Annotated in this window: 14 protein-coding genes; 4 read left to right on the plus strand and 10 right to left on the minus strand. The window is 47.1% G+C overall.

Annotated elements, in window-relative coordinates:
* Nucleotides 1-28: 28 nt before the first annotated feature.
* Both hxlA and tal read right to left on the minus strand, forming a co-directional pair.
* Complete coding sequence (gene hxlA / locus LPA26_RS03850) at nucleotides 29-661, minus strand: 3-hexulose-6-phosphate synthase (RefSeq protein WP_055825124.1); 633 nt, start codon at nucleotides 659-661, stop codon at nucleotides 29-31.
* Between the two features lie 179 nt (nucleotides 662-840).
* Nucleotides 841-1794 carry a transaldolase gene (gene tal, locus LPA26_RS03855; protein WP_055825127.1) on the minus strand — a complete coding sequence of 318 codons (954 nt, stop codon included), beginning with the start codon at nucleotides 1792-1794 and terminating at the stop codon, nucleotides 841-843.
* Between the two features lie 272 nt (nucleotides 1795-2066).
* Between tal and LPA26_RS03860 the strand changes: the two genes are divergently transcribed.
* Both LPA26_RS03860 and LPA26_RS03865 read left to right on the plus strand, forming a co-directional pair.
* On the plus strand, nucleotides 2067-3218 hold the full coding sequence (locus tag LPA26_RS03860; RefSeq protein ID WP_229007405.1) for an aromatic ring-hydroxylating dioxygenase subunit alpha: 1152 nt from the start codon (nucleotides 2067-2069) through the stop codon (nucleotides 3216-3218).
* A gap of 9 nt (nucleotides 3219-3227) precedes the next feature.
* On the plus strand, nucleotides 3228-4127 hold the full coding sequence (locus LPA26_RS03865) for a DMT family transporter (RefSeq protein WP_255658932.1): 900 nt from the start codon (nucleotides 3228-3230) through the stop codon (nucleotides 4125-4127).
* On the opposite strand, the gene LPA26_RS03870 is transcribed toward LPA26_RS03865, so the two are convergent.
* The 4 genes from LPA26_RS03870 to typA all read right to left on the minus strand — a co-directional run bounded on the left by LPA26_RS03870 (nucleotide 4124) and on the right by typA (nucleotide 8993).
* Complete coding sequence (locus LPA26_RS03870) at nucleotides 4124-4744, minus strand: response regulator transcription factor (RefSeq protein ID WP_055827174.1); 621 nt, start codon at nucleotides 4742-4744, stop codon at nucleotides 4124-4126. The two genes, LPA26_RS03865 and LPA26_RS03870, sit on opposite strands and share 4 nt — an antisense overlap.
* A 32-nt stretch (nucleotides 4745-4776) precedes the next feature.
* The gene (locus LPA26_RS03875) at nucleotides 4777-6078 is read right to left on the minus strand and encodes an ATP-binding protein (protein ID WP_055825136.1); all 1302 of its coding nucleotides are present in this window, start codon (nucleotides 6076-6078) and stop codon (nucleotides 4777-4779) included.
* 114 nt (nucleotides 6079-6192) lie between these two features.
* Nucleotides 6193-7005 carry a polyphosphate kinase 2 family protein gene (locus LPA26_RS03880; RefSeq protein WP_055825139.1) on the minus strand — a complete coding sequence of 271 codons (813 nt, stop codon included), beginning with the start codon at nucleotides 7003-7005 and terminating at the stop codon, nucleotides 6193-6195.
* A gap of 182 nt (nucleotides 7006-7187) precedes the next feature.
* Complete coding sequence (typA, locus tag LPA26_RS03885) at nucleotides 7188-8993, minus strand: translational GTPase TypA (RefSeq protein WP_055825142.1); 1806 nt, start codon at nucleotides 8991-8993, stop codon at nucleotides 7188-7190.
* 400 nt (nucleotides 8994-9393) lie between these two features.
* On the opposite strand from typA, the gene LPA26_RS03890 reads away from it, so the two are divergent.
* Nucleotides 9394-11037: a DEAD/DEAH box helicase gene (locus LPA26_RS03890; RefSeq protein ID WP_055866580.1), complete on the plus strand. Its 1644-nt coding sequence runs from the start codon at nucleotides 9394-9396 to the stop codon at nucleotides 11035-11037.
* Nucleotides 11038-11045: 8 nt separating this feature from the next.
* On the plus strand, nucleotides 11046-12587 hold the full coding sequence (locus LPA26_RS03895; protein ID WP_229007406.1) for a DEAD/DEAH box helicase: 1542 nt from the start codon (nucleotides 11046-11048) through the stop codon (nucleotides 12585-12587).
* Nucleotides 12588-12640: 53 nt separating this feature from the next.
* Here the strand turns inward: LPA26_RS03895 and LPA26_RS03900 are convergent, their stop codons facing one another.
* The 4 genes from LPA26_RS03900 to LPA26_RS03915 form a co-directional block, all read right to left on the minus strand.
* Nucleotides 12641-13069 carry a group II truncated hemoglobin gene (locus LPA26_RS03900; RefSeq protein WP_229007407.1) on the minus strand — a complete coding sequence of 143 codons (429 nt, stop codon included), beginning with the start codon at nucleotides 13067-13069 and terminating at the stop codon, nucleotides 12641-12643.
* Nucleotides 13070-13074: 5 nt separating this feature from the next.
* A complete protein-coding gene (purT, locus tag LPA26_RS03905) occupies nucleotides 13075-14271 on the minus strand; it encodes a formate-dependent phosphoribosylglycinamide formyltransferase (protein WP_055866589.1) in 1197 nt (398 codons plus the stop codon).
* A gap of 192 nt (nucleotides 14272-14463) precedes the next feature.
* Complete coding sequence (locus LPA26_RS03910; protein WP_055825154.1) at nucleotides 14464-15879, minus strand: sigma-54 dependent transcriptional regulator; 1416 nt, start codon at nucleotides 15877-15879, stop codon at nucleotides 14464-14466.
* Nucleotides 15880-15902: 23 nt separating this feature from the next.
* Complete coding sequence (locus LPA26_RS03915; RefSeq protein WP_229007408.1) at nucleotides 15903-18377, minus strand: TonB-dependent receptor; 2475 nt, start codon at nucleotides 18375-18377, stop codon at nucleotides 15903-15905.
* Between the last annotated feature and the right edge of the window lie 118 nt (nucleotides 18378-18495).

Raw genomic sequence — 18495 nt, forward strand, 5'->3', positions numbered from 1 at the left:
CAATAATTACTTATTGATAGTTAAAAAATTAACCGTGAGCGATAGCAGTGATTTCAGCAGCAGAAGCAGCTGGATCAGCAGCGCCGTAGATAGCAGCACCAGCAACGATGATAGTCGCGCCAGCGTCACGTACTTGAGCAGCTGTAGCAGCTTTAACGCCACCAGCAACAGAGATGTCAACACCCAGGTTCAAACCTGCGATCGCTGCCAAATCAGCGAAAGGAGTTTGACCAGCAGCTTGTTGGTCCAAACCAGTGTGGATACCGATGATGTGAGCACCAGCAGCAACAACTTCTTTAGTTGTAGCAACTTTGTCTTCAACGCTGATCAGGTCAACTTGAGCTTTTTTGCCGTATTTGTTAGCAGCTTTGATTACGCCTTTGATTGTACCGATGTCAGATACGCCCAAAACTACGCAGATGTCAGCACCAGCTTTGTAGAATGGCTCAGATTCGTACTCACCAGCATCCATAGTTTTCAAGTCAACCAGGATTTTGTTGTTTGGGAATTTAGCGCGCAGAGTTTCCAGCAATTTGATACCGTTGTGCTTGATGCATGGTGTACCGATTTCCAGAATGTCAACGTGCGGAGCAACTTTTTCTGCCAAAGCGATAGTTGCGTCAAAATCCAATGAGTCTAATGCCATTTGAGTTAATGCCATGTTTTTCTCCAAATATTTAAAGTTTCTAAATGCTATTTCTAGCGTACTACCAATTCAAGCTGGTCGCTAATAGTAAGCCGGCAGCCAAAATAAGTCAATGTTACAGGCCAATTTATGCCTGAGTGTAAAAATCAAAAACGGGCAGGTCCTGCCCGTTTTCTTATGTTCTCACACAGATATTACAGTTTTGCGGCTAATGCTGTTTCCAGTTTGTTCTGGTCAGCTACGAAACCACGGATACCTTCAGCCAGCTTCTCGGTCGCCATTGGGTCCTGGTTCAGTTCAAAACGGAACTGTTCCTCTGTCAATTTTGCAGGAGCTTCTTTGGTTTTGCCGCCATCTTTCAGTACTTGTACCAATGTACCTTCAGTTGCTGCCAGATCTTGCAACAGGTTAGGGGAAACAGTCAGGCGGTCACAACCGGCCAATGCAATCAGCTCGCCGGTATTACGGAAAGAAGCACCCATTACTACTGTTTTGTAACCATGTTCTTTGTAGTACTGGTAGATAGCACGTACAGAAACCACACCTGGGTCAGTTTCCTGTGTGTACTCGGTACCTGGATTTTTCGCTTTGTACCAGTCAAGGATACGGCCAACGAATGGGGAAATCAGGAATACGCCAGCTTCAGCACAAGCACGTGCCTGGCCAAAACCGAACAACAATGTCAGGTTACACTGAATGCCTTCTTTTTCCAGTTGCTCACCGGCTTTGATGCCTTCCCAGGTAGAAGCCAGTTTGATCAGTACGCGATCTTTGGAAATGCCTGAATCTTCGTACAGTTTGATCAGTTTGCGGCCTTTGGCAATCATCGCATCAATGTTGAAAGACAAACGTGCATCTACTTCAGTAGAAATACGGCCTGGAACCACTTTAGTGATTTCAGCGCCAATCAACACAGCCAGTTTGTCAGCTGCATTTTCAATTTGTTGTTCCTTTGAACCACCTTGTGCTTTTGCATAGGCAATTGCTGTCTCGATCAGAGGTGCGTATTCAGGAATCTGACTCGCTTTCAATACCAGTGACGGGTTGGTAGTTGCGTCTACCGGTTTAACGCTTTTAATCGCTTCAACATCACCTGTGTCAGCCACAATAGTGGTGATTGCTTTCAACTGATCTAATAAATTTGCCATTCGCTTGCTCCTAAAATGCAATTATCGTTACGTATAGTTATACATAGAAACCTCTAATATTATAACTGAATTTAATTGAGATAGTTAAGGGCTGTTACAATAACTGCTTATGTACGGGTTGTTAAAAACAGGCACATTGATCACCGCTGCCATTCATTAATATCAATAAATGAATTCGGATAACCGTAGTCATTACTCCGGTCTCGGCTTTTCATCCAGCCCCTTTTCGGGCACAATTATTGTTTTTTGCAAGTGTTCATTCAGTTTGGAATATGGGTTCTGTCACCTCTTTAAATAAAGAACAAAACAAGACTCGCTTCGCACAATTACCTGTTGACTGGTATCTCAATCCGGAAATTTATGCATTAGAGCAAGCACACTTGTTCTCGCTACATCCTCAATACATCGGTCACGCATGCATGACACCAAAAGCGGGTGATTACCGTACGCTGGATTGGATGCATAATGCGATGGCGCTGGTAAATAACCAGGGCGAGCAGCAATTGGTTAGCAATATCTGCCGTCACCGCCAGGCAGTCATGCTGTCCGGCCAGGGAAACACCCAGCATATCGTATGCCCGCTCCATCGCTGGACTTATGACTTGAATGGCCAGCTAATTGGTGCCCCCCACTTCGAGAAAAATCCTTGTTTGCATCTGGAGAACCAACCACTGAGTGACTGGCAAGGTTTGTTATTTAAAGCCACCCAGCCCGCAACTAAAAGCAAATCATTACAGATTGCTGACACGCTTAAACAATTAGGCTGCAAGCAGGACTTTGATTTCACTGGCTACTACTTTGACCAGGCGGTCGTTGATCACTATGACTTCAACTGGAAAACCTTTATTGAAGTTTATCTTGAAGATTATCATGTAGGTCCGTTCCACCCCGGCCTGAATCAATTCGTTGATTGCGGTGAGCTGAACTGGGAGTTTGGCGAACACTACAGCGTACAAACCGTCGGTTACAAACCATTGCCGGATTATAGTTTGTCTCCGACTTACAAAGCCTGGCAACAAGCAGTTACCGATTACCAGTCAGGTAAAAATCCGAAATATGGTGCGATCTGGTTTGTACTTTATCCCTTCCTGATGATCGAGTGGTACCCCAATGTACTAGTAGTGTCGCATATCATCCCGACCGGCGTCGACTCATGTAAAAACGTAGTTGAATTTTATTATCCGGAAGATATTGCTTTCTTTGAGCGGGAATATATAAAAGCGCAACAAGCTGCCTATTTCGAAACTGCAATCGAAGACAACGAAATCTGCCAACGCATGCACGATGGCCGCAAAGCGCTTTACCTGACCGGAAAAGATGAGCGCGGTCCTTATCAACACCCGATGGAAACGGGCTTGGAACATTTTCATCACTGGTATCGCAAGCAAATAGAACCGCACCTACCTGCGCAAGCAGTACGCTAGATTCACATTTTGCCAACCTTTTCACACCCCAGACATTGGAAATTAGGCAGCCTCTGGATGCTGGTCGCCGGATTAGGCTTTGCCATCATGGGCGCATTTGTAAAAACCGGTGCCGAACGCTTCAGCAGTACAGAGTTAGTGTTTTACCGGTCTATATTTGGCTTTATTACGATTGCCTGCATGGTTTACTGGCAAGGTAAACCGCTGAAAAGTCCTATGCTGCGCAAGCAAATGAGCCGCGCTTTGATTGGCTTTACTGCCCTGCTGCTGTTTTTTTATGCGATCGCGCATTTGCCGCTGGCAACGGCCATTACCCTTAACTACACCTCTCCCATGTTTCTGGCATTATTTTCACCGTGGTTGCTTAACGCAGAGCAACCCTTGTCACGCTGGCAGCAAAACACGTTGAATTTTTGTGTGATTAGCGGATTTGTCGGTGTGACATTGTTGCTGCAACCAAGATGGGAACCTGACCTTTGGCTAACTGCTGGTGTAGGCTTGCTGTCCGGAATAGGTGCTGCCCTGGCATATGTGCACGTCAAACAATTGGGCGTCAGTGGTGAACCGGATTGGCGCACGGTGTTTTATTTCACGCTGGTGTGTAGTGTTGCCAGTGGTGCTCTGATGTTGAATACCGAGATCACGACTTTACACTGGCAGGATTTACCTTTGTTACTTGGGTTAGGCATCTCGGCAACTATCAGCCAGCTCGCACTAACACGGGCTTACCGTACAGGCCATACATTGACTGTGGCAAGCCTGGCCTACAGCACAGTGGTATTCGCGACCTTGATCGGCGTGTTCTGGTGGGGCGAGCATTTATCCTGGCTTGAATATGCCGGTATGCTGCTGATTATGCTGAGCGGGGTTATCAGCTCCCGCGCCAGTAGCCCCAGACCATCAGCTTAAGGCTCAAGCAGGCCACAGCGCATGGCAATCAGCGCAATTTCTGCCGAATTCTGTGCGTTCAGTTTCTGCTTGATGTTGTATAAATGCGTCCCCACCGTGCGCGGACTCAGAAATAATGTTTCCGCAATTTCATTAGTGGATTTACCGCGCGCCAGCGACATAAACACCTCAAACTCACGTTCACTCAATACATCGACCGGGTTCTGTTCACCTGACAATTGCTGAATTGCCATCTGTTGTGCCACGCTGGCTTCAATATACTTTTTACCATTAGCTACACTGCGGATCGCTTTAATCAACTCTTCCGCCGCACTGCGTTTGGTGACATAGCCCATCGCGCCTGCATTTAGCACGCGTTTGGGATGTACCGAATCCTCATGCGCTGACAACACCAGAATACGCGCATGATTGTCCTTGGCAAGAATACGCTCAATCGCTTCCATGCCGCCAATACCGGGCATTGTGATGTCCATCACCACCACTTGCGGATGATGTTCAACATAGGCACGAATGGCCGCTTCACCACTTTCGGCCTCGGCAATGACCTTGATATCCTGATCGGATTCAAGCAGCATTTTGAAACCCATCCTCACAACTGCATGGTCATCTACCAGCATCACGCTAATCATACTTAGTCTTCCCTTTTATTTTAGGCCGATTGTATAGGCAATCGGATTTCTAGTGCAGTTCCAGCACCGGCTTCTGTTTCGGAAACGATTTTAAACTGGCCATGCAAGGCTTGTACACGCTCACGCATGCCTAGCAGGCCAAAATGGCGGGTTTGGTCGATGGCTTCTAGCGGCATACCGACGCCATCATCATTAATCGTCAGTAGCAGGTCATCTTCACTGGAAACGATGTGCACATTGATCGACTGGGCGTGCGCATGCTTAATTGCATTGTTAACCGCTTCTTGTACTATCCGGTAAATATTGATATTCACATTTTCGCCCATAGGCTGGAATCGACCAGAAACATGTAACTGGATATTTAACCCCGCATGCTGCGCCTGGTAGCCAGCCACCATATCGCGCAAAGTTTCTATCAGCCCCATGTTATCCATCGCCGCAGGGCGCAACTGGCGGATGATATTGTGCATGCCGTCGTAGATGTGATTGGCGGCTGCTACTATGGTTTGCGCGCTGGCAGCGATATCCGGGGTTTTATCCTTGGTTTTGTTTACAATGGCCACCGCAAAGGTCTTAATTGCCGTTACGTACTGGCCCAATTCATCGTGCAGTTCACGGGCTAAACTGCGTCGCTCATCTTCAATATGCTGCTGAATCAGTTGTGTCAGTTGACGGTTCTGTTCCAATTGCCGCTCGGCATCCAGAGAAACCGCCATTTGATTCAGGCTGGCGCCTATACGATCAAACTCTGGCAGTGAAAAGCGTGGCAATCTGGTGGTCAAATCCCCCTGCTCTATCTGGTTGATGCCGCGCAAAATATGATGTACCGGGCGCAAAGCATGACTTAACAAACCGTAAACGAGCAAATTTAGCAGCACAAAAAAACCGGTACCCATGACAATCAGTTGCAGAAAACCTGACCAAGCTTCACGAATCGAACCTTCAGCACTTGAAGTGATAATCAGGATGCCATAGCGCACACGTCGTGTAACCGTTTCTACTTTGGGTGAAACCAGCTTCACAAACCATTGCGGCGGATCAATTTCGGTTTTAAAGGTAGAGTCAGGGGAAATATACAGCGGCGTATTTGAATAATCGTAGAGCTCGATCCGGCTGCTGCGCACATAGCCCAAAGACTTAAGAAAGTCCTGCAGCACGTAATGGGTGGGACCCAGGCTGGGGTTCATGGCAGAGCTGACAATGACGGTATCCAGTAATTGCACTGTTACACGCATGGCCGCTTCGACACGTTCGCGTATGCTGTCTCGCGTATCCCGCACCAATACCACACCGGCAGCCACCAAAAAGGCCAATGAGAGCATAGTTACCAAGAGATTTAATCGAAAACGTAAACTCATTTTTAAGCTAGCTAGTATTTGGCGCTATTTAACCGTGATTAGCTGATTTGGGACAGCGTAAAATCATTAAATCCGACCTCAGTCTTCAATCACTAACTTATTCCACTCCTTGGGTTTTTCAGGATAAGCCAGGGGCAAATCTTCCAGCGCCTGCAACAAAATCCGCGATATCAACAAATTGCGGTTGGTTTTTGAATCTGCCGGAATGACATACCATGGTGCATGTTCGGTAGATGTTTCCTGCAGCGCGATCTCATAGGCTTTCATATATTTATCCCATAACGCCCGCTCATTAAGATCGTTGGGATTAAATTTCCAGCCTTTGGTCGGATCATCCAGCCGCTCCTGCAAACGCTCTTTTTGCTCTTCTTTGGAAATATGAAGGAAACACTTAATGATGGTTGTGCCTGTTTCGGTCAACATGCGCTCGAAATCATTGATCTGCTGATAGCGACGTTTGGCTTCCGCGTCATTAATCCAGTCATGCACTTTGACGATCAACACATCTTCATAGTGGCTACGGTTAAAAATCACCAACTCGCCTTTACGTGGCACTTGCGCATGCACACGCCACAAATAGTCATGCGCCAGCTCGTCCTCACTAGGCCCTTTGAAACTGGCCAGTCGTATGCCTAACGGGTCGCAGGCACTAAATACCTGCTTGACTGTGCCATCCTTGCCACTGGTGTCCATGCCTTGAAGAATGAGTAACACCTTATGCTCACCTTGCGCATGCAGAATATCCTGCCGCTCGTTAATGGCTTCAGTCAGCTGCATTAATATCGCTGCATCTTCGGCTTTGTCGCCTGACCTGGCGGATTTATCGTCCGCTTTAATCTGTTTAAGGGAGAATTTTTTAGGGTTAACGCGATAGCTGCTTAATTTATCCATGCAATATATACCAACTCATTATCAGAAAAATAACAAAGAGTGTATCGCAGTTTATTCAGCCAGGCATGTCTTCAGGCAAAAGAACCCCTGTCTAGACAAAACTAAGGCTGACTATTAAATACTTCATCAGCTAGAACCAGCAATAAAAAAAGCCGGCATAGCCGGCAATTTTATTTAAAGTATTACTTGGAGGACCGTTTACGCTCATGCTCAAGCAAGAAGCGCTTGCGCAGGCGAATGGTTTTAGGTGTGATTTCGACCAACTCGTCGTCATCAATAAATTCCACAGCACTTTCCAGGCTGATAGAGATAGGCGGTACCAAACGCACAGCTTCATCAGTACCGGAGGCACGTACGTTGGTCAACTGCTTGCCTTTGATCGGGTTAACCACCAGGTCATTATCACGGCTATGGATACCGATAATCATGCCTTCGTATAATCTGTCGCCTGGGCTGGAGAACATTTTGCCGCGGTCTTGCAGTTTCCATAAAGCGTAAGCCACCGCTTCGCCTTGTTCAGCAGAGATCAGCACGCCATTACGGCGGCCTGGCATATCTGCTTTCAATGGCGCATATTCGTCAAAAATGTGTGCCATCAAACCGGTACCACGGGTCAGTGTTAAAAACTCACCCTGGAAGCCAATCAGGCCACGGGCTGGAATGCGGTATTCCAGGCGTGTACGGCCATTACCGTCAGACTCCATATTGCTCATTTCACCACGGCGACGACCCAATTCCTCCATCACCGCACCCTGGTGCTCGTCTTCCAGATCGACGGTAAGTATCTCGTATGGCTCACATTTTTCACCATTGATTTCCCGGAAAACTACGCGTGGTTTACCCACTGCAATTTCAAAACCTTCGCGGCGCATGTTTTCCAGCAAAATAGTCAGGTGCAACTCGCCACGACCAGATACGCGGAACACATCGGTGTCTTCAGTATCTTCAACACGCAAAGCCACGTTAACCAGCAATTCTTTGGTTAAACGGTCACGGATCTGGCGGGAAGTAATGAATTTACCTTCAGTACCTGCCAATGGTGAAGTGTTTACCATAAAGTCCATGGTCAGTGTTGGTTCATCTACGCCAAGATGCGGTAAACCTACTGGCTTGTCACGGTCACAGATGGTGAAGCCGATACCGATTTCTTCGATACCTGAAATAATCACGATGTCACCTGCCTCAGCTTCGTCAACCGGCACGCGCTCGAGGCCTTTAAAGCCAAGCACCTGGTTAATACGGCCTTGTGCTACTTGTTCATCTTCACGCATCACTGCTACAACCTGACCTGGTTTGATCCGGCCATTAGTCACACGGCCAACGCCCAAGCGACCAGTATATGTAGAGTAATCCAATGCTGAAATCTGCAACTGCAATGGCGCATTGCTATCACCTTTAGGGGCTTCAACATGGCTTAAAATCGTTTCAAACAAGGCACGCATATTGTCTGAAGGTACCTTCATGTCCAGCGTTGCAAAGCCGTTTAAAGCAGAAGCGTAAACCACCGGGAAATCCAGTTGCTCATCGGTAGCACCCAGGTTTGCAAACAAATCAAACGTATGGTTGATCACCCAGTCAGGGCGCGCGCTTGGGCGGTCAACTTTGTTGATGACTACAATTGGCTTTAATCCCAGCGCCAATGCTTTTTTTGTTACAAAACGTGTTTGCGGCATTGGGCCATCAACAGCATCCACTAATAATAAAACGCCATCCACCATACCCAATACACGCTCTACCTCACCACCAAAGTCAGCATGGCCCGGTGTGTCGACGATATTAATATGTGTGCCTTCATAAGTTAAGGCTGTATTTTTTGCCAGAATAGTAATGCCACGTTCTTTTTCCAGATCGTTACTATCCATCACACGTTCAGTCACTGCCTGGTGTGAGGCAAAAGTACCTGACTGTTGAAGTAACTTATCAACCATGGTGGTTTTACCGTGGTCAACGTGGGCGATAATTGCGATATTTCTAAGGTTGCGTGCCATGTGAACTGCCATCTGTTTTGGAAAGGGCGCGATTTTAGCATAAATCACGTTAAATATTTGACTTTTAAAATAAAATGGCTATACTGCGCTCAACTTAAAACGCACTGGGTTGAAATTAACGCCCGACTGTTTTAAATTCATCGCCCTGACCCATCGATAACTCGTGAAATTTTGAGGCTATCATCTTTAGAAGTTGTTTTCATGACAACCTCTTCTTTTATCGGTTAGTGGCTATGCCTAGCGCCGGTAAAAGCGATTCATCTCCATATTTGCTTTGGCTTACTTTAATGATTTAGCACACGACTTTTCTTTGTGCTGACATTGGTTAGCTTTGCTTTTTTGCTTTGCTTTAATTTGCTTTACTTGCGCCCTTTTTAATTGTTTATGAAAGGGACATTCCTTGTCTTTTGCAGATTTAAATCTAGACCCATCCATTTTGCGTGCATTGACCGATGCAGGCTATGAGAATCCAACACCTATCCAGGCTCAATCTATTCCTGAAGCCTTGCAAGGCCGTGACATTATGGCCTCCGCCCAAACCGGTACCGGTAAAACAGCAGCTTTTACATTGCCAGCATTAAATTTATTAGCAACCCAGCACCCGGTTCGCAGCCGTGGTCCACGCATTCTGGTATTAACTCCTACCCGCGAATTAGCTGCGCAAGTAAACGAAGCAGCCCGTAAATACGGTAAATTCCTGCGCGCACGTTGCGTCAGTATCGTCGGTGGCATGCCTTACCCATTGCAAAACAAATTGCTGTCACAACCATTAGATATTCTTGTGGCAACGCCTGGCCGTTTTATTGACCACCTTGAGCGTGGCCGTATTGACTTGAGCCGTTTGCAAATGCTGGTACTGGACGAAGCAGACCGTATGCTGGACATGGGTTTTATGCCTGATGTTGAGAAAATTTGTGCCGCTTTGCCAGCTGAGCGTCAAACTTTGCTGTTCTCTGCCACCCTAGATGGTATTAAGGATATAGGCAAACGCTTCCTGAACAATCCACTGACGATTCAAGTGGCTGGTCAAAGAGAACAACATGCCAATATCGAGCAGCGTCTGCATTTTGTAGATGACATGAACCACAAAAACAAACTGCTGGAGCATTTGCTGATTGCTCCAGATGTCAACCAGGCGATTATTTTCACCAGCACCAAACGTCATGCTGATTTACTGGCGGAAGACTTGTATGCAGCTGGTCACAGCACCGCGGCATTGCATGGTGATATGACACAAGGTGCACGTAACCGTACCCTCACTAAACTGCGTCATGGCGATGTCAAAGTACTGGTCGCCACCGACGTAGCAGCGCGTGGTATTGATGTGCATGGCATTACACACGTCATTAACTATGACCTGCCAAAATTCGCTGAAGATTACGTACACCGCATTGGTCGTACCGGCCGTGCCAACAACTCCGGCATTGCGATTTCTTTTGCTTCTAACACTGATCGTCACCTGTTGCGTAAAATTGAGCAATACACTGGTCATAAATTCCAGCCAGCAGTCATTGCCGGTTTCGAGCCTAAACGCGCTATCCGCATGGATGATGGTGGTGGTGAAAAACGCGGTAATGGCGGTAAACGTCCTGGTAGCAGCAATGGTCGACCGCAAAACAAAGGTGGCTTTCGTGGTAACAGCCGTGATGGCGGTGGACGCGAAAACCGCGAATTCCGTGGCAATCGTGAAAACAGCTCTTTTGGTGACCGTGTGATGCGTGATGGCCAGCCAAGCAAACCACGTGAGCCACGTGCAACTACCGGCGTAAGCGAACCACGTCATGCTGAACAAAGAACAGACCGCGAAGTAAATGGCAACAGCAAAAGCTATACCAAAGACACTGACTTTCAGTTCGCCCGTGCATTGACCGAAGAGTTTGGTCAACGCCGCCCACGTTCTACTTCGGGCAGCCCATCAGCAAAGCCGCAAGAGCGCTTCGGCAATCCTAACGGTGGCAATCGTGGTGCAAACAAACCACGCACTGGTGGTAGCAAGCCATTTGGTGAAGCTGGTGGTATCAAACGTCCTCGTTCATTTGCATAAGCAGACATATGTCAGAGCAAAATACTGTAGATTTGAGTGCACCTTCAGATGCTCCGCCATCCCTAGATTTTAGGTCTTTGGGTTTGGCCGAGCCGTTGTTAAAAGCCATTGAAGAATCAGGCTACACAACGCCAACGCCAATCCAGGCCCAGGCTATTCCTTTAGCGCTTGAGCGCAAAGACTTGATGGCAGGTGCACAAACTGGCACAGGGAAAACGGCAGCATTTTCGTTACCGATTTTGCATACATTGCTTCCTCATGCGAGTACCAGCACCTCCCCGGCAAAACATCCGATCCGGGCACTGGTGCTGGCACCTACGCGTGAGCTGGCAATCCAGGTGTATGACAACATTAAAACTTACGCCAAACATACCTCCTTGCGTAGCCTGGTGGTATACGGCGGTGTAGATATCAAGACACAGACACCGATACTCAAAACCGGTGTCGAAATTCTGGTCGCTACGCCTGGTCGCCTGCTTGACCACGTTGAGCAAAAAACACTGTCGTTAAGCCAGGTGCAATTTCTGGTGCTGGATGAAGCCGACCGTATGCTGGATATGGGCTTTATGCCTGACCTCAAGCGTATATTGGCGTTACTCCCAAAACAGCGCCAGAACCTGATGTTCTCAGCCACGTTTTCGGATGAGATTAAAAGATTGGCCGATGCCTTCTTGAACCAGCCAACATTGATCGAAGTGGCACGCAGCAATGCCACCAATGACAATGTGGAGCAAAAAGCCTTTCTGGTGAACACAGATAAAAAAGAACGTTTCCTGGTGCAGCTACTGAAACAATATGCCAGCCAGCAAGTGATTATTTTTACCAAGACCAAATTGTCTGCCAGCAAACTGGCTCGTGCTTTGGAACGCGCTGAAGTTCCTTGTAGCGCGATTCACGGTGATAAGTCGCAGAAAGAACGTATTGAAGCACTGGATGCATTCAAGGCAGGTAGTATTCATGCCCTGGTAGCCACCGATGTAGCTGCGCGTGGCCTGGATATCAGTGACTTACCATTGGTAATCAATTACGAAATTTCTACTTCACCTGAAGACTATGTGCACAGAATTGGCCGGACAGGCCGCGCTGGAGCCAAAGGTATCGCTATCTCGTTGATAGATGAGGAAGAAACCAAGTACTTTGATGACATTGAAAAGCTGATTAAAAAACAGATTCCGAAAGAGAAAGCGGTAACCAGCACGCCTGATTACAAGTCTAGTCAATCATCGAGTCCACGTACACCTGGTTCACGCGCAACTGGCCAACGATCATCTAAAGCCAAAACAGCTGATGACGCCTGGTTTTACCAGCCTTATGAATCGACTGGTTTTGTTGAATCTACCAAACCAACGGTGGCGCCAACTACCAAACCATCATCAGCCAAACGTAAAGTGGTTGCTGCGCTATTAGGTGGCTTTGGTTTCAAGGCAACGCCAAAAGCTAAAGCACGCCCTGCCGAAAATAAACGGCAGAATACAAGCAAAGCCCGCCAGAAAGAGGGCTTAGAGCAACTGGCATCCCCAGAAGTAGAAGTCGAAAGCTCGCAATCATAATAAAAAGCCCCGTTTCAACGGGGCTTTTTATGTATTTTTAAAACAGTTGGACTTTAACCTTCGCGATTCCGCATAAAGTCAGCCACTCCATATAACTGATTAGCCATATGCCGGATAAGGCTCTCCTCAAACTGGCATTGGTGCATGGCCTTTATCATGCAATACATCCATTGGTCACGTTCGGATTCACCAATCGTGAACGGCATATGACGGGCGCGCAAGCGCGGATGACCATATCGCTCAATATAAAGCTGGGGTCCCCCGGTCCAGCCCATAAAAAACATGAATAACTTTTCACGGGTTTCGGTCAGATCCTGCGGATGCAGGGAAAGTAAACCTGATGCTTTGGGATCGGCTTCCATGATGTCATAGAAAGTCTCGACCAGCAGCCGAATATTCTCTGTGCCCTTCTCCGCACCGCCCAGCCACTCATACAAAGATTGCTTTGCTGAATTTGACTCTTGAATCTCAGTGAATGCCATGTTTATTAGCCAGCTACTTTTGGTGTGACAAGTGCTGCTGCCTGTTTGGCATGTTCACGCGCTAATTCAGTATTCTCTGCGGTAGCCAATGCCACGCCCATGCGACGTCGGATAAAAGATTCTGGCTTGCCAAATAAACGAATTTCGCTATTAGCCACTGACATTGCTGCTTCCAGCCCATGAAACTCAAGAATGCTAGCATCTGCGCCACCATAAATCACGGCACTGGCGCCAGCTTCCCGTTGTGCGACATCGACCGGCAGGCCGAGGATTGCTCTTGCATGCAGCTCAAACTCATTCAAACGCTGGGTGCACATGGTGACCATGCCGGTATCATGCGGGCGCGGGCTAACTTCAGAAAACCATACCTGCTCGCCTTTGACAAATAGCTCAACCCCAAACAAACCCTGGCCACCCAAAGCATCGGTGACTTTCCTCGCAACTTCCTGCGCGTTTTCCAGCGCCTTAGGATGCATGGCTTGTGGTTGCCAGCTTTCGACGTAATCACCCTGCTTCTGCACATGCCCGATTGGGGCACAGAAATAGGTTTTAACCTGACCTGCTACATCTTTTGCACGCACAGTAAGCAAGGTAATTTCATAATCGAAATCAATCTGGCCTTCTACAATCACCACCCCTTGGTTGACACGGCCGCCGCTGGCAGCATATTCCCAAGCAGTTTTGACTTCACTGGCCTGGGTAATGCGCGATTGACCCTTACCAGAAGAAGACATGGTAGGTTTGATAAAACAAGGATAACCAATACCTGCATCAATAGCCGCCTGCAACTCTGCCTCGGAACGCGCGAACGCATACGGAGAAGTTGGCAAACCTAATTCTTCAGCGGCCAGGCGACGGATGCCTTCGCGGTTCATGGTCAGTTGTACTGCGCGTACTGTTGGTACGACGGTCACACCAGAAGCTTCAATTTCTGCCAGCGCGTCTGTATTCAATGCTTCAATCTCGGGCACGATAAAATGTGGTTTTACTTTATTGACAAGCGCTTTTAACGCGTCTGCATCTGTCATATCAATCGTATAAGCATGATGCGCCACCTGATGACCAGGCGCATGCTCATAACGATCTACAGCGATCACTTCTACCCCTAAACGCTGCAAGGCAATCACGACCTCTTTACCCAGCTCGCCGCTGCCTAACAGCATGACTTTGGTCGCGTTTGCGCTTAATGGGGTCCCGATCATTGTTGCACTCCGATATAAAAGTGCAATTCTACCATGTGCGATTTATATGAAAGCTTATCGGCATTGATTTAGCGCAAAAGCCACGTGGTATTTTAAAAGATGTTAAATAAAAAAAGACCTCGCTTTCGCAAGGTCTTAAAACTGTAGTGACTTTGGATAAAGTCTTAAAATTTAAGAAGGTCTAGCAATGCATCAAACAGAAATCCCGTGCTTATCCATACGGTAACGCATAGTCATACGGGTGATGCCCAATATACGGGCAGCTTTGGAGACATTATTGCGCGCTTGCTCCAGTGCATTTAACAACATGGCTTTTTCAGCATCGTCCAGCGTTAACTGTGCTTCATTGCTAGCTGATGGGCTCACTGATTGATGACCGATCTGGGGAAGTCCCAAATCATGCTCCGAAATTACCGGTTGCGTGCACATCAGAACTGCACGGCTGATCTGGTGGCGCATTTCACGTACATTCCCTGGCCAGCGGTATTGCTGAATGGCAATTAATGCGGTCGAACTAAACTCATGGTAAGGCAATGCATAGCGTTTTTCGGTCATTTGTCTGAAATAGTTGGCTAGCAGCATCACGTCCTGGCCCCGGTCTCGTAACGGCGGCATCTGCATGGTGATCACATTCAGCCGGTAGTAAAGGTCTGAACGGAAACGGCCTTCGTTAGACATCTGGTATAAATCGCGATTGGTCGCTGCGATAATACGTGCATGTACCGGCCGCTCTTTGTTTGAACCAAGACGGCGAACCATGCGCCTTTCAAGTACATTAAGCAGCTTGGCCTGTAAGCCTAGTGGCAACTCACCGATTTCATCCAGAAACAAGGTGCCATCTTCGGCAGATTCAATCAGGCCCGGGCGGGAAGTCACCGCATTGGTAAATGCGCCCTTTTCATTACCGAACAACTCGCTTTCAATCAGCTCTGCCGGTAATGAAGCGCAATCCACGTGCACGAAAGGTTTGTCATGGTTCACGCAACTCGCATGCAGATAACGCGCCACCACATCTTTACCAGTGCCGGTTTCACCAGTGATTAACACGGTCGGTTGCACGGCATCGCTTAGAGAGCTCAATTGGGCAATGCGTGTGATTTGCTGGCGCACGCTTTGCATAGCAGCACTCTCGCCAATCAGCTGCACTGATTCATTGGCAATCGTGTCACGTTGACGTGAATAATCAAGGCTGGTCTGCAAGTCAGTTGTTTTCTCATTCTTTTGAATGATTAATAGCAACTCTTCAAGATCAATTGGTTTTTTCAGGTAATCAATCGCGCCTAATTTAATGGCATTCACTGCATCCGTCACATCACCGAACGCAGTCATCACGATGGTATTGATATTTTTTGCTACGAAGTCAGACAATAAATCCAGGCCATTGCCATCTGGCAATCGCATATCAAGCAATACGATATCCGGCTCAAACTGCTTCACAAGCAACCTGGCATCATGCAGGGATTCTGCATGCTCACACTCAAACCCGGCTTTTTGCAAACGCTTAACGACCGCGCGTGCAAAAAGCACTTCATCTTCCACCAACAAAATTTTCTTTTTGAAAGGTAAAAGTATCGATTTATCCGTAGATGATGAAATTTGTGAAAGCACGCATCCTCCTTTTTATTTTATTTTTAGTCTTTATCGTAACTTGCCAAAGATTGCTTAGGTTTGAACTCATAGCGCAAACCAATCCAGCCAGCACGTGGTGCACCTGGTAACAGGCTCAACGTTTTGCTTTCAGCCCCAAAAGTACCGCTAGCGTCAAACAAGCTTTCAGCTAAGCGGCCGGCAAGGTTATATTCCTTGTCAAAAATATTGGTAGCTTTAGCGAATAATTTCCAGCCATTTCCAAAGTTATACTGGCTATCCAGATTTACAATAAAGTAACCGCCAATTTTGCCACGGCCTGTGGCGCAGTCATCACCATTACTACAAATCGCGGCATTTGATTGATGGCTATTATTCTCGTTACCATAAACATACTGGTTAGAGTATCCAATTACGTTGGTACCCACATTCCAGCTAGGTGTGACTGAGTATTGCCCACGTAACTTCAACTGATGCTGTGGAATGGCTGGAATTCTGTCGCCAGAACGCGCCGTGTAAATTCCGTCATTGGTTTCACCTGAAGAGTTAGAACCGTTCACAAATTCAACATCAGTATCGTAGGTTGCATGAACGAAGCTGTAAGACGCGCTCCATTTAAACTTCTCAATAAAACCGTTAACACCCATATCGATACCCTGGCGTTTTGTTCTGCCGATGTTTTTGAAGTAACCGGCACCTGTTTGAGTGTTTGCAGCGGTAAACTGAATGTCATCATGGTTGATGGCATGATAAATGCCGGCGTTCCAGAACATATTGTCTGTCAGTTGACCACGGCCACCAAACTCATAAGTCTTGGCAACTACCTGATTTAAAGGTGGGTCGTCCGCCAATGCCGCAGGCAGTAAGCAAGGTGCAGCCGGGTTAGAACAACCCAGTTCAATCGCTGTCGGTGCACGACTGGACTCGCTGTAAGACGTATAAACGGTCAGCGCTTTAGTAGGTGTGTAAGTTAAACCTACAGTTGGATTCAAACGTGTGTAGCTGTCTTTTGCCGTTAAGCTATTGAAGTTATTGGCAGCTGAAGCCGGGCCACGCAATGTGTCAGTGTTATCTACACGCGTGAAATTCCAGCTGGCACCTGCATTCAAATGCCAAAACTCGTTGAGTGACAAAGTATCAGTGGCGAATAAACGGGCTGTGTATTGCTTGCCTGTTAGGCCTACAGTCTGACGCTGACCCAATGCACCGTCGCCGGAGGTCACAGGTGCCCTGCTTGGATCAAATACTGTACCGCTACCTGGGGTACCAGTAATGTCACCATCATCTATCGACTCACTCAAAGAAGACAAATTTATTTCTTCGTTTTGTTTAAAACGAATCAAGCTGTAGTCATATCCTGCACCCACTACAAACTGATTTTCCTTACCCATGAAATCTTGATTGAAAGTAGCCTGTCCTGTCGCACCATAAGTATTTTGGCTGGTATGCGTTCTATTAAACACAGAACCAATCACTTCACAGTCATCCGCAGGATTGGCGCATGTAATTCCTGGATAGCCAGTAAGGAAACTGCCGCCCAAACCATCATCAGTAAATGAACCTTCGTAGCCGTCGCCATTTAAGGTGCTACGGTTGGATTTTTTGTAATAAATGTTTCCTGAAAGCAGAGTGTCATTACTTAACCAATGGCTACCATTCAGGGCCAAGAAGTGTGAGTAATTATTCGTCGCGTCAGGACGCGTATGGATCTGGTCGCGATCTCCACTCAAAAGAAATTCTGGCGTTAAACCATTACCAATTAATTTGTTATCTGCACCGATGTAAGTCAACTCAAGCTTGCTAGTTTCGCTTTGCCAACCTGTTTTAGCAAATAGCTGGTTTACATGTGACGGCGAGTATTTTCTCCAGCCATCTTCAGTAGTGTGCTGAAACCCTATCAAGAAATCGACTGAGCCATCTTTAGAAACGCCACCATATTCAGCTAAGGCGCGTTGACGTCCCCATGAGCCCGCTTCGTACTCAATAGCAGCGCCTTGGTTATCGCGTCCGTTTTTAGTTTGCACCGCAATCGCACCGCCTAATGTGTTCAAGCCATACAAAGGATTTGAACCCGGGACGAGTTGCATATCACCGATAGCGAAATTTGGAATCTTGTCCCATGAAGTCACATCACCAAACGGTTCATTGACGCGCACGCCATCGACATAAGTGGATAAGCCTTGTGGGTTGCCTAGCAATGAAGAAGCAGAATAACCCCTGAAATTAATTTCCGGCTGCCATGGGTTACCACCCAGCTCTGTCACCGTCACGCCTTGCATATTACTGTTCATGTAATCTGCAATCGATACACCAGTCTGGTTGTTTAAAGCAGTTGGATTTGCCATCTGGATATTGGCTGGCACTTTGTGCAGAGGCAAACCAATGCCTTTTAGCGGTGTGGCACTGAACACTTCAACTTTTTGAAGATTCAATGATTCATCCGCTTTCACGATGGCGGTTTGTGCTGCATATGCAGACACTATGGCAAGCAATAGCGGCTTGACAGTAGTTTTATTCATAAAGGTATCCTTTTCCCGAGAATATTAATTTTTAACTTTATAAAAAAGCATATTCCCAAATGCAATTACTGTTCCGCAATTGCAGTAAAGAAAAAGACGTTTAAAATCAATAGAGTTA

Source organism: Methylophilus sp. Leaf408 (genome assembly GCF_916856905.1).
Taxonomy (GTDB): domain Bacteria; phylum Pseudomonadota; class Gammaproteobacteria; order Burkholderiales; family Methylophilaceae; genus Methylophilus.

Coding starts and splice junctions, on each gene's coding strand:
- LPA26_RS03915 (WP_229007408.1), bottom strand. CDS start 18,377: ATGAATAAAACTACTGTCAAGCCGCTATTGCTTGCCATAGTGTCTGCA.
- LPA26_RS03880 (WP_055825139.1), bottom strand. CDS start 7,005: ATGGATAAATTAAGCAGCTATCGCGTTAACCCTAAAAAATTCTCCCTT.
- typA (WP_055825142.1), bottom strand. CDS start 8,993: ATGGCACGCAACCTTAGAAATATCGCAATTATCGCCCACGTTGACCAC.
- LPA26_RS03900 (WP_229007407.1), bottom strand. CDS start 13,069: ATGGCATTCACTGAGATTCAAGAGTCAAATTCAGCAAAGCAATCTTTG.
- LPA26_RS03870 (WP_055827174.1), bottom strand. CDS start 4,744: ATGCTGGTAGATGACCATGCAGTTGTGAGGATGGGTTTCAAAATGCTG.
- LPA26_RS03875 (WP_055825136.1), bottom strand. CDS start 6,078: ATGCTCTCATTGGCCTTTTTGGTGGCTGCCGGTGTGGTATTGGTGCGG.
- tal (WP_055825127.1), bottom strand. CDS start 1,794: ATGGCAAATTTATTAGATCAGTTGAAAGCAATCACCACTATTGTGGCT.
- LPA26_RS03895 (WP_229007406.1), top strand. CDS start 11,046: ATGTCAGAGCAAAATACTGTAGATTTGAGTGCACCTTCAGATGCTCCG.
- hxlA (WP_055825124.1), bottom strand. CDS start 661: ATGGCATTAACTCAAATGGCATTAGACTCATTGGATTTTGACGCAACT.
- purT (WP_055866589.1), bottom strand. CDS start 14,271: ATGATCGGGACCCCATTAAGCGCAAACGCGACCAAAGTCATGCTGTTA.
- LPA26_RS03860 (WP_229007405.1), top strand. CDS start 2,067: ATGGGTTCTGTCACCTCTTTAAATAAAGAACAAAACAAGACTCGCTTC.